This window comes from Caulobacter sp. CCG-8 (genome assembly GCF_037402475.1).
Lineage (GTDB): Bacteria > Pseudomonadota > Alphaproteobacteria > Caulobacterales > Caulobacteraceae > Caulobacter.
Map to the genome: position 1 here is coordinate 39,093 of NZ_JBBEUD010000005.1, position 12,136 is coordinate 51,228.

Consider the following 12,136-nt stretch of genomic DNA (forward strand, 5'->3'; position numbering starts at 1 on the left):
GCGGGACGCCGTCGTCTCTTCCCGATCACGGCGCCTGGGCGCTCTTGTTTCCGCCCGCCTTTGGTGGGGGCTGGTTTTGTCTGAGTTATTTACTCAGACAAAAGCGGGATAACGGCGATTTCACCGGTGCGCAAGGCGAAATATGGGGTCGCGGAGGAATCAAAACGCCCTGCCGCACGGCAAGCGCGGCAGGGCGTTTATAATTGTCGGACTATAGATGCTGCCGGGGCAGGCGCATGCACCTGTCCCCGATCGCAGTCCTTAGAGCACCCCGTCCAGCGCGCGGCGCACGCCCAGCGGGTTGTCGGCCTTCAGGGCCGCCGGCAGCAGGACGTCGGGGATGTCCTGGTAGCAGACCGGGCGCAGGAAGCGCTCGATGGCGCGGGTGCCCACCGAGGTGCCGCGCGGGTCCGAGGTGGCCGGATACGGACCGCCGTGGACCATGGCGTTGGAGACCTCCACGCCGGTCGGCCAGCCGTTGGCCAGGATGCGGCCGGCCTTGCGTTCCAGGATCGGCAGCAGGCGGCGCGCGGCCTCGATGTCGCCGGGGTTCGAGGCGTCCATCTGCAGGGTGGCGGTCAGCTGACCTTCCAGCCCTTCCAGGGCGGTGGCCAGCTGCACCACGTCCGAGAACCGCACGATCAGCGACGACGAGCCGAACACCTCGTGGCTCAGCACCGGGTCGCGCAGGAAGGTCTCGGCGTCGGTCGAGAACAGCGCGCCGACCGCCTGGTTGACGCCGTCGCCGACGCAGCCGCGGGCCAGCAGCTTGACGCCCGGATGGTCGACCAGCGCGTCCACGCCCTGCTCGTAGGCGCCGAAGATGCCGGGGGTCAGCATGACGTGGGGCTGGGCGCCCTTGAGCGTCTCGACGGCGGCGGTCTCGAAGCGGTCGGCGTCCGGGCCGGCCAGGACGAAGACCAGGCCGGGATTGGTGCAGAACTGGCCGGCGCCCATGGTCAGCGAGCCGATGAAGGCCGCGCCCAGGGCCTCGGCGCGGGCCGACAGGGCGGCGGGCAGCAGCAGCACCGGATTGACGCTGCTCATCTCGGCGAAGACCGGGATCGGCTCGGGGCGGTTGGCGGCGATCCGCATGAAGGCCGTGCCGCCGGCGCGCGAACCGGTGAAGCCCACGGCCTTGACGCGCGGGTCGGCGACCAGGCCGGCGCCCAGAGTGCGCTGCTGGCCGATCAGCATGGCGAAGACGCCGGCGGGCAGGCCGGCGGCCTTGACCGCCTTCTCGACGGCTGTACCCACCAGGAAGCCGGTGTTGGGGTGGGCCGAGTGGCCCTTGACGATCACCGGGCAGCCGGCCGCCAGGGCCGAGGCCGTGTCGCCGCCGGCCGTCGAGAAGGCCAGGGGGAAGTTCGACGCGCCGAACACCACCACGGGGCCCAGCGGGATGAAGCGCTGGCGCAGGTCGGCGCGGGGCAGGGGCGTGCGGTCCGGCATGGCCGGGTCGATCCGGGCGCCGATCCAGTCCCCGCGCCGGACGACCTGGGCGAACAGCCGCAGCTGGCCGCAGGTGCGGCCGCGCTCGCCGGTGATGCGGGCCGCGGGCAGGCCGGTCTCGGCCACGGCGGTCTCGATCAGCTCGTCGCCCAGCGCCTCGATCTCGGCGGCGATCCCCTCGAGGAAGGCGGCGCGGGTTTCCAGGTCGGTCTCGCGATAGGTGTCGAAGGCGGCCGCGGCGGCGGCGACGACGGATTCGATCTGCTCCGCGCTAGGCTCCGGGAAGCTGCGGCCGAAGTGTTCGTTGGTGGCGGGGTTCAGGGCCCGCAGCGCGGCTTCGGCCATGTCGATCTCTCTATTCAATGAACGCCGGAGCGACGACCCGTCGCCCCAGCAGGAAGGCGTCGGCGACATGGCGTAACGGGCTGACGTCGACGTCGCTGGCGGCGTCGACCACCAAGCGCGCGAAAGCGTCATAGAGGCCGGCATATTCGGCGTCCGGCCCCTCGCGAAGCAGGACGTCGTCGAGCCACAACTTGGCGCCGCCGTGCGACAGCTTCAACACTTTGTTACCGGTATCTTTGTCTTCGACCTCGACCGCGATGTCCCAGCTTTGCGGACCGGTCTGCAGGAAGTCGAACTCGGCCCTTACCGGCGCGCCGGCGGCGTCCACGAAGTCCAGCTCGGCCTGGATCGGCGACTGGCAGTTTTCCGGCACGTGCAGCGTGGCGGCCGTCAGGAAGAAGGGGCGGGGCAGGATGGCGGTGGCGATCGACAGGGCGTTGATGCCTGGATCGAACACGCCCAGGCCGCCGGCCTCCCAGATCCAGGTCTGGCCCGGATGCCAGACGCGGACGTCCTCGCGCCAGTCGATGCGGACCGACTTGATGGTCTTGTCGGCCAGCCATTCGCGGGCGGGGGCCACGCCCTGGGCGTAGCGCGAATGCCAGGTGGTCTGCAGGGTCAGGCCGCGCTCGGCCGCGGTCAGGCGCAGGTCCTCGACCTCGCTCAGCGTCGCGCCCGGCGGCTTTTCCAGCATCACGTGCTTGCCGGCCGCCAGGGCCTGGTGCGCCAGGGCGTGGCGCGGCTGGGGCGGGGTGCACAGCGACACCGCGTCGACCGCCACGTCGCTGGCCAGCAGCTCGGCCAGGGTCGTGAAGTGCGGGACGCCGTCGAGGTCGGCGTTGCGGCTGACCACGGCGGCCAGTTCGAACCGGTCGTCGGCGGCGATGGCGGGCAGGTGCTGGTCGCGGGCGATCTTGCCCAAGCCGACCAGGGCCAGGCGGATCGGCGTCACAGCTGGCGCACCGTCACCGGCTTCTCCTCGGCTTGGGTCAGCGGATTGCTGACCGGGTAGAGGAACGGCGCGGCGCCGATCTCGAACACGTCGCCGACCTGGGTCTGGAAGCCTTCCGAGAACGACAGGGTGGCCGTGCCGAAGAAGTGCACGTGCACGTCGCCCGGCTTGCGGAAGATGTCGTACTTGAAGTGGTGGTGCTCGAGATTGGCGATGGTGTGGGACATGTTCGCCTCGCCCGACAGGAAGGGCTTCTCCCAGACCACCTGGCCGCCGCGCAGGATCTTGCTGGCGCCGCGCACGTCGGCGGGCAGCTCGCCCGTCAGCAGTTCCGGGCCTAGGGCCGCCTGGCGCAGCTTGGAGTGGGCCAGCCACAGATAGTTGCCGCGCTCGATGACGTGGTCGGAGAACTCGTTGGCCAGGCAGAAGCCCAGGCGGTGCGGGGTCCCGTCGGGGCCGATGATGTAGACGCCGGCGATCTCGGGCTCCTCGCCGCCGTCCTTGGCGAAGGCGGGCGAGGTCAGGGCCGCGCCGTGGCCGACCACGTGCGAGCCGTCGCCCTTGTAGAACCATTCCGGCTGGGCCCCGACCTGGCCGGCGGCGGGCTTGCCGCCCTCGACGCCCATCAGGAACATCCGCATGGAGTCGGTCAGCTGCTCGCCCGCCTGGGCGGCCTTGTGCATCTTGTCGCGGCCCTCGGCCGAGCCGAGGTGGGTCAGGCCGGTGCCGGTCAGCACCAGGTGGGCGGGATCGGGATGGTCGATCGGGGCCAGCACCCGGCCCTCGGCTAGGGCGGCGGGGATGTCGATCTCGGCGCCGAGCGGCGTGGCCTGTGCGGCCTCGGCCAGGGTGGCGCCGGCCGCCAGGGCGGCGTTGGCCAGGGCCAGCAGGGTGTCGACGCCCTCGACCTTGCGGGCCAGGCCCGCGTCATTGACCGCCGCGAGGATTCGCGTCCCGCCCTGTTCCTTCAGTTGCACGAACCGCAGCACCATGGCTGTCGTTACCTCCCAGCGGGTTTGGCTATTTAGTCAGACAAATAGCGATCTGCGAGGCGCTGTCAAACGTGGATCGGGCGTTTCCCGGCGGCGATCCGAACCGGACGGCGCGCTGTCCCAGCGCCGGAAACGGCGCAAACCCGCGTCGCGTCGGCGTTTGCCAATCGTCATACTTTTGAGGATGGAAATCGGACACCCATGATCGGTGAAGCCCCTGCGAAATCCCTTGTCGGCGGACAAACTGTCTCGCTAGTGTCGCGCTGCGTCGAGATCGGCGGGCGGAGGGGGCTTCGTTCGTCGGCTGGGCAGGGAGCGAAGCGCGCGTGCGAAAGAAGACGGACAAGGCCAGCGACGGGGATTTCGCGCGGGACAGCCTGGCGGCCACCAGTCGAATCCACGGCTCGATCGCGCGCACCCTGGGGGTGGCCATCGTCTCCGGCCAGTACCAGCCGGGCGACATCCTCAACAACGAGATCGATTCCAGCGAGCAGCTGCAGGTCTCGCGCAGCGCCTATCGCGAGGCCATCCGCATCCTGGCCGCCAAGGGCCTGGTCGAGAGCCGTCCCAAGACTGGCACACGGGTCACCGAGCGCAACCGGTGGAGCCTGCTGGACCCCGAGGTGCTGGCCTGGTTCTTCGAGTCCGAGCCCAGCGAGGAGTTCCTCAAGGGCCTGTACGAGCTGCGGATGATCGTCGAGCCGGCCGCCGCGGCCCTGGCCGCCGAGCGCCGCGACGACGGCCAGCTGGAACGCATGCGCAAGGCGCTGATCCAGATGGAAAGCCAGACCCTGGCCACCGAGGCCGGCCAGGCCGCCGACCGCGACTTCCACGACACCGTGCTGGAAGCCACCGGCAACGCGCCGCTGTTCACGCTCAGCAGCAGCATCGGCGCGGCCGTCCGCTGGACCACGATCTTCAAGCAGCGCAAGCGCGAGCTGCCCCGCGACCCGATGCCCGACCACTGGAAGGTGTTCGACGCCATCGCGGCCAGCCGCCCGGACCAGGCGCGGCAGGCGATGGAGCGGCTGGTCGGCCTGGCGCTGGAGGACACGCGGGCCTCGATCGCGGACTAGGTTCGCTTACTGTCTCACGCCTCAAAGCACCGCTCATCCCGGCATTCGCCGGGATGAGCGGATTTTGACTAGCCGAGTCGATACAGCCCCGAACCGTGCGCCGGCAGCGTCCGCTCTAGCCGCCCCTCCGCCGCGCCGTCGGCCTTCCGCGCCCAGAGGTCCCGCACCGCCGCGCGGCCTTTCAGACCCAGCGACGCGAGGTCGACGCCGACCGCCGCCTCGCCGTCCGTCTTGTTGAACAGCGCCACATAGCGGGCCTTCGAACCCGGGACTTCCGCCGCCCACGCCGCTTGCCGGTCGTCGTTGATCACCGGCCGGTTCCCCGTGCTCCGCTGGTTCACCGCCAGGACCTCGTCATTGGTCAGCAGGGCGGTGGTCGCCGGATCCAGCTTGCGCAGGTCGCCGCCCATGATCAGGGGCGAGCGGGCGATCGACCACAGGGTCATCATCGTGCGCTGCTCATCGGGGGTGAAGCGGGTGGTCCGCTTGCCCAGGTCCAGCACGCCCAGCGGCAGCATGTCGGCGTCGGGCCAGCAGCCGGGGAGGCGATAGGGGTTCCAGCGCTCCAGCCGGCCGAACTGCTCCAGCAGCAGCGGCCACTGGTCCCAGAAGTCGTCGCTGATCCGCCAGAGGTTGGCGTGGCGCTGGACGTGGGCCGCGGCGTCCAGCGGCGTCTCGCCGGGCGACAGGCTCAGCACCATCGGCCGGCCGCTGGCGTCGATGGCCTTGCGCACCGCTTCGATCTCGGGCGCGTGGTCGTGATAGGGCCGGCTCATGTCGTCGACCTTGACGTAGTCGACGCCCCAGGCGGCCAGCAGCTTGAAGACGCTGTCGTAATAGGCCTGGGCGCCGGGCTTCCTCATGTCGACGCCGTACATGTCCGGGTTCCAGGGGCAGGTGCTGCTCCGGTCGACGATGTCGCCGATGCGGACGTCCGTCCCCAGCACCGGCAGGTTTCGATCCGCCGCCTGGCGAGGCGCGCCGCGCATCAGGTGGATGCCGAACTTCAGGCCCAGGGCGTGCAGCCGGTCGCCCAGCGGCTTGAACCCGGCGCTGTTCGCCGAGGATGGGAAGCGGTTGACCGCCGGCAGCAGGCGGCCCCACGGATCGAGTTCCAGGTGCGCGTCCTGGCGGTAGTCGAAGCCGGTCGCGCCCGGTTCGTACCACTGGATGTCCACCGTGAAGACGTCGTAGCCGTGCGGCAGCAGCACCTTGGCCATGACCTGGGCGTTGGCGATCGCCTGGTCCTCGGTCAGGGTGGTGGCGAAGCTGTCCCAGCTGTTCCAGCCCATAGGCGGGGTGGGCGCCAGGGCGCGGAAGGCCAGGGAATCAGCCGCCCGGGCCGCGTCCGGAAGCCAGGGCAGAGCGAGCGAAGCGGCCAGCAGGGCCCGGCGGCGGATACCGGATCCCGCCTTGGCGAGCGGATTTTTCGAGTCCATGGACGCCTCCCGCGCGACCTATCGTCCGACAACTTTCGGCGAAGTTTTTGTTGTGCGTTCAATTGGAAAACACGGCTTGCCGACCTTGTCGAGCGGCGGCGCTCTCACGTTGACGCCGGGTCGTGGTCGGTATAGTCAGACAAATAAACAGGGGTGAAACGAACGGGAATGTCGATCGCTCCGCCTAAGTGGCGGACAATCCGCATGGCAGCCCGCGAGGCCTTCCCGCTGACGCCGACCCAAGGCCCTCCTCGTCCACCCGGGGCCGCCTATCAAGGACTGTCATGAGCTCTGCCGCCGTTCCGCCCCGCGCCCTTCGTTCGCGCGCCTGGTTCGACAATCCCGACAACGCGGACATGACGGCGCTGTACCTCGAGCGCTACCTGAACTTCGGCCTGTCGCTGGAGGAACTGCAGTCGGGCAAGCCGATCATCGGCATCGCCCAGACCGGCAGCGATCTGTCGCCGTGCAACCGCCACCACCTGGTGCTGGCCGAGCGCATCCGCGAAGGCATCCGCACGGCCGGCGGCATCGCCCTGGAATTCCCGGTCCATCCGATCCAGGAAACCGGCAAGCGTCCGACCGCGGGCCTGGACCGCAACCTGTCGTACCTGGGCCTGGTGGAGACCCTGTACGGCTATCCGATCGACGGCGTGGTCCTGACCATCGGCTGCGACAAGACCACCCCGGCCTGCCTGATGGCCGCCGCCACCGTCAACATCCCCGCCATCGCCCTGTCGGTCGGCCCGATGCTGAACGGCTGGCACAAGGGCCAGCGCACGGGTTCGGGCACCATCGTCTGGAAGGCCCGCGAGATGCTGGCGGCCGGCGAGATCGACCGCGCCGGCTTCATCAAGCTGGTGGCCAGCTCGGCCCCGTCGACCGGCTACTGCAACACCATGGGCACGGCCACGACCATGAACTCGCTGACCGAGGCGCTGGGCATGTCGCTGACCGGCTCGGCGGCGATCCCGGCCCCGTACCGCGACCGTCAGCAGAACGCCTACGAGACCGGCCTGCGGATCGTCGAGCTGGTCGAGCAGGACATCAAGCCGTCCGACATCCTGACCCGCGACGCGTTCCTGAACGCCATCGTCGTCAACTCGGCCATCGGCGGCTCGACCAACGCCCCGATCCACCTGAACGGCCTGGCCCGGCACATGGGCGTCGAGCTCAGCGTCGACGACTGGCAGACCTATGGCGAGGAAGTGCCGCTGCTGGTCAACCTGCAGCCGGCCGGCGAATACCTCGGCGAGGATTATTACCGCGCCGGCGGCGTGCCGGCGGTGGTCAACCAGCTGATGGGGCAGGGCCTGATCCGCGAGGACGCCCTGACCGTGTCGGGCAAGACCCTGGGCGAGGCCTGCCGCGGCGCGGCCATCGAGGACGAGGCGGTGATCCGTCCGTTCGACAAGCCGCTGGTCGAGCGCGCCGGTTTCGTGGTCATGCGCGGCAATCTGTTCAATTCGGCGATCATGAAGACCAGCGTGATCACCGCCGAGTTCCGCGACCGCTACCTGTCGGATCCCAACGATCCCGACGCCTTCGAGGGCGACGCGGTGGTCTTCGACGGTCCCGAGGACTACCACCACCGGATCGACGACCCGTCGGTGGGCATCACCGAGCGCAGCGTGCTGTTCATGCGCGGGGCCGGGCCGATCGGCTATCCCGGCGCGGCCGAGGTCGTGAACATGCGGGCCCCCGACTACCTGATCAAGAAGGGCGTCCACCAGCTGCCGTGCATCGGCGACGGCCGCCAGTCGGGCACGTCGGGGTCGCCGTCGATCCTCAACGCCTCGCCGGAGGCCGCGGCCGGCGGCGGCCTGGCGCTGCTGAAGACCGGCGACCGGGTCCGCGTCGACCTGCGCAAGTCGCGCGTCGACGTGCTGGTCACGCCCGAGGAGATCGTCGCGCGGCGCAAGGCGCTCGAGGCGGCAGGCGGCTTCCAATATCCGGAAAGCCAGACGCCCTGGCAGGAGATCCAGCGGGCCATCGTCGGCCAGATGGAGACCGGGGCGGTGCTGGAGCCGGCGGTCAAGTACCAGCGCATCGCCCAGACCAAGGGCCTGCCCCGCGACAACCACTAGATCCAACCACCGAAGACAAGCGCCGGCCAACGGCGAGCCTTAGGGAGAATATCGTGAAGCTGACCACGCTGAAGCGCGCGCTTGTCGCGGGCCTTGCCTTGAGTGTCCTGGCGACCGCCGGGGCCGCCGTCGCCCAGACCGCCGTCACCGGCGCCCTGCGGGCCGACCAGCCCGGTCCGGTGATCCAGCCGGAAGTCTACGGCCAGTTCGCCGAGCACCTGGGGCACGGCATCTACGAAGGCGTCTGGGTCGGCGAGGACAGCAAGATCCCCAACACCCGGGGCTACCGCAACGACGTGGTCGCGGCCCTGAAGGCCATCAAGGTGCCGCTGGTCCGCTGGCCCGGCGGCTGCTTCGCCGACGACTACCACTGGCGCGAGGGGATCGGCCCGCGCGACAAGCGCCCGGTCAAGGTCAACGTGGTCTGGGGCGGCGTCGAGGAGCCCAACAGCTTCGGCACCAACGAGTTCATGGAGTTCGCCGAGCTGATCGGCGCCAAGACCTACGTGGCCGGCAATGTCGGCACCGGCTCGCCGCAGGAGATGGCCGAGTGGGTCGAGTACATGGTCTCGCCGACCAGCTCGTCGATCGCCAACCTGCGCCGGGCCAACGGCCGCGACAAACCCTGGAAGCTCGACTATTTCGGCGTCGGCAACGAGAACTGGGGCTGCGGCGGCCAGATGACGGCGGCCCACTACACCGACCTCTACCGCAACTTCGCCGAGTTCATCCGGGTGCCGAAGGGCACCAAGACCGAGAAGATCGCGGGCGGCGCCAACAGCGACGACTACAGCTGGACCGAGACCCTGATGGCCGGCGCGGCCAAGAACATGGATCAGATCAGTGTCCACTACTACACGATCCCCAGCGGCAAGTGGGAGAACAAGGGCTCGGCCACCGAGTTCGACGAGCAGACCTGGGCCGACACCATGTTCCAGGCCCTGCGCATGGACGAACTGATCACCAAGCACACCGCCATCATGGACAAGTACGACCCGAAGAAGCGGGTCGGCCTGGCCGTCGATGAATGGGGCATCTGGCACGACGTCGAGCCGGGCACGAACCCCGGCTTCCTCTACCAGCAGAACACCATGCGCGACGCGGTGGCGGCCGGGGCGACGTTGAACATCTTCCACAAGCACGCCGACCGGGTGCGGCTGACCGCCATCGCCCAGATGGTCAACGTGCTGCAGGCGATGATCCTGACCGACAAGGACAAGATGGTCCTGACCCCGACCTACTGGGTCTACGATCTGTATAAGCCTTTCCAAGGGGCGACCTCGCTGCCGGTCGAGCTGAACAGCCCGGCCTATACGGTCGGCAAGACCAGCGTGCCGGCGGTCAGCGCCTCGGCCGGCAAGGACACCGCCGGGGTGGTCCACCTGGCGCTGGTGAACCTGGACCCGAACAAGTCGGCGACGGTGACCGTCAAGCTCTCGGGCGTGACCGGCAAGACCGCCAAGGGCCGGGTGCTGACGGCTTCGACCATGGCGGCGCACAACACGTTCGACGCCCCGAACGCGGTGAAGCCGGCGGCCTTCACGGCGGCCTCGATCAAGGGCGACACCCTGACCGCGACCCTGCCGAGCAAGTCGGTGGTGGTGCTGGACCTGAACTAGGGGTCACGACCCGCTCATGCGTCGCCGAGGCGAGGCATGAGCGGGCGCCCACGGCTGGAAATCCGGAGCAAAGCCCATGAGCAAGGCCTCCGCGGTCGCCCGCGTTTCCGGCTTGGCGGCCTTGCTGTCCTGCGCGGCGCTGTTCGCCGCCGCCGCCGCGCCTGCCTGGGGCCAGGCCACCTGGACGGCCGACAATGGCGACGGGACCTTCACCAACCCGATCTTCTACGACGAGTTTTCCGACCCCGACCTGATCCGCGTCGGGGACGACTTCTACATGACCGGCACGACCATGCACGCCATGCCGGGCCTGCCCGTCCTGCGGTCCAAGGACCTGGTGAACTGGGAGTTCCTGTCCTACGCCGTCGACAAGCTGGATCTCGGACCGGCCTATCGCCTGCAGGGCGGCGACGTCTACGGGCGCGGAATCTGGGCGCCCAGCTTCCGCTATCACGACGGCGTCTTCTACATCTTCTCCAACGTCAACGGCGAGACGACCCAGGTCTTCACCGCCGCCGACCCGCGCGGCCCGTGGACCCATCGCCGGATGAAGCGGTCGTTCCACGACCTGTCGGTGCTGTTCGACGATGACGGAAAGGCCTGGGTCGTCTGGGGCTATCGCGATCTGAAGATCGGCCAGATGAACGCCGACCTGACCGACATCGTCGCCGGCACCGAGCGCACCCTGTTCGATCGCGACGCGGGGATGGGGGAGGGCTCGCACCTCTACAAGATCGACGGCCGCTACTTCATCATCAGCGCCTGGTGGGACGGTCGCATGCGCATGCCCGCCGCCCGCGCCGACAGCCTCGCCGGCCCCTGGGAGGTCAACAAGGCCATCAGCATCGACGAGGATTTCGGGCTGGCCGAAGGCTACCGCCTGAAAGACCCGAACGGCCCCGGCTTCGATCTCGTCGCGCCCAATCCCGAACCGCGCGGCCGCATGTCGCTGCACCAGGGCGGCGTGGTGCGGACGCCGAAGGGCGAGTGGTGGGGCTTTTCCATGCTCGACTACAATTCGGTCGGCCGCCTCGTCGCGCTCTCGCCGGTCACCTGGAAGGACGGCTGGCCCTATTTCGGTCTGCCGGGAAACCTGGGGCGCACGCCCCGGACCTGGGTCAAGCCGAAGACCGACGCGGCCTCGCCGATCCGGGCTCCCTATGAGCGGAGCGATACGTTCGACGGGGCGCGGCTGAAGCCCGTCTGGCAATGGAACCACGTCCCGGATGACACGCACTGGTCGCTCACGGAGCGGCCCGGCTTCCTGCGCCTCCGCACCCTGCCGGCGGCCTCGTTCTGGGAAGCCCGCAACAGCCTGACCCAGCGGGCGATCGGGCCGCGATCGCAGCCGACTGTCGTCCTGGACGCCGCGGGCCTGAAGGACGGCGACATCGCGGGCCTGGCGCTGCTGGACATGCCCTATGCCTGGATCGGCGTGGAGCGCGCGGGCAAGGACCTGGCGCTGGTCCAGTTCGACAAGTCGACCGGAGCGAAGGTGTCGACGCCGCTGGCGGGGAGCCGGGTCTGGCTGCGCGCCGACTGCGATTTCCTGACGGAAAAGGCCCAGCTCAGCTATTCGACCGACGGCGTGACCTTCACGCCGATCGGCGCGGTCTTCACCACGGTCTTCTCGCTCCGCACCTTCCAGGGCGTGCGTTACGCGCTGTTCGCCTACAACGCCAAGGGCGTGGACGGCGGTCACGCCGACTTCGACAGCGTCACGGTCCACGAGCCGAACCCCAAGGGGCTGATGAGGCCCATTCCGTTCGGCGGCTCGGTCCGGTTCGCGGCGCTGGGGTCCTCGCTTGGCCTGAGCGTCGTCGACGGGCGGTTGGCGATCGGCGCCCCTTCGACCTTCTCGGTCGTCGACCTGGGGCAGGGGCGCGTGGCGCTGAAGGTCGGGCAGGACTTCGTCTCGGTCGCTCCCGACGGCGCGGTGAGGCTGGATCGGCGTCCGAGCCTCCAGGCGCGCGCGTTCCAGTGGATCGAGACGCCGACCGGAGACCTCGTGCTGATGTCCCTCGAAACCAACCGGTTCCTGACGCTGGACCTGAAGCAGGGGGCGATCACCAGCCTGAGCCCGGGGCCGCGATCGGACGGCGCCGACGGGGCGCGGCTGAGCTGGTCCGCTGCGCTCACGCCGTCACCCTGACTCCGCTCATCCCGGCATTCGC

Annotated in this window: 8 protein-coding genes; 4 read left to right on the top strand and 4 right to left on the bottom strand. The window is 69.3% G+C overall.

Annotated features, from left to right (window positions below):
• Positions 1 to 261: 261 nt before the first annotated feature.
• The 3 genes from WAE60_RS05875 to araD1 are packed head-to-tail and all read right to left on the bottom strand — an operon-like array spanning position 262 to position 3,741.
• Positions 262 to 1,797, bottom strand: a complete 1,536-nt coding sequence (locus tag WAE60_RS05875; RefSeq protein ID WP_337685386.1) for an aldehyde dehydrogenase (NADP(+)) — start codon at positions 1,795 to 1,797, stop codon at positions 262 to 264.
• A gap of 10 nt (positions 1,798 to 1,807) precedes the next feature.
• On the bottom strand, positions 1,808 to 2,749 hold the full coding sequence (locus tag WAE60_RS05880; RefSeq protein WP_337685387.1) for a Gfo/Idh/MocA family oxidoreductase: 942 nt from the start codon (positions 2,747 to 2,749) through the stop codon (positions 1,808 to 1,810).
• Positions 2,746 to 3,741: an AraD1 family protein gene (gene araD1 / locus WAE60_RS05885; RefSeq protein ID WP_337685388.1), complete on the bottom strand. Its 996-nt coding sequence runs from the start codon at positions 3,739 to 3,741 to the stop codon at positions 2,746 to 2,748. Before araD1 ends, WAE60_RS05880 begins: the two co-directional genes overlap by 4 nt.
• A gap of 377 nt (positions 3,742 to 4,118) precedes the next feature.
• Between araD1 and WAE60_RS05890 the strand changes: the two genes are divergently transcribed.
• Positions 4,119 to 4,817, top strand: coding sequence for a FadR/GntR family transcriptional regulator (locus WAE60_RS05890; protein WP_337685538.1), 699 nt, complete (start codon positions 4,119 to 4,121; stop codon positions 4,815 to 4,817).
• Positions 4,818 to 4,885: 68 nt separating this feature from the next.
• Here WAE60_RS05890 and WAE60_RS05895 read toward each other — a convergent pair whose 3' ends face one another.
• The gene (locus tag WAE60_RS05895; protein WP_337685390.1) at positions 4,886 to 6,256 is read right to left on the bottom strand and encodes a glycoside hydrolase family 27 protein; all 1,371 of its coding nucleotides are present in this window, start codon (positions 6,254 to 6,256) and stop codon (positions 4,886 to 4,888) included.
• A 284-nt stretch (positions 6,257 to 6,540) separates the two neighbouring features.
• On the opposite strand from WAE60_RS05895, the gene WAE60_RS05900 reads away from it, so the two are divergent.
• From WAE60_RS05900 to WAE60_RS05910, 3 genes are all read left to right on the top strand, one after another.
• A complete protein-coding gene (locus WAE60_RS05900) occupies positions 6,541 to 8,343 on the top strand; it encodes an IlvD/Edd family dehydratase (protein WP_337685391.1) in 1,803 nt (600 codons plus the stop codon).
• 53 nt (positions 8,344 to 8,396) lie between these two features.
• A complete protein-coding gene (locus WAE60_RS05905; protein ID WP_337685392.1) occupies positions 8,397 to 9,962 on the top strand; it encodes an alpha-L-arabinofuranosidase C-terminal domain-containing protein in 1,566 nt (521 codons plus the stop codon).
• Positions 9,963 to 10,038: 76 nt separating this feature from the next.
• The gene (locus tag WAE60_RS05910; protein ID WP_337685393.1) at positions 10,039 to 12,114 is read left to right on the top strand and encodes a glycoside hydrolase 43 family protein; all 2,076 of its coding nucleotides are present in this window, start codon (positions 10,039 to 10,041) and stop codon (positions 12,112 to 12,114) included.
• The last annotated feature ends 22 nt before the right edge of the window (positions 12,115 to 12,136 follow it).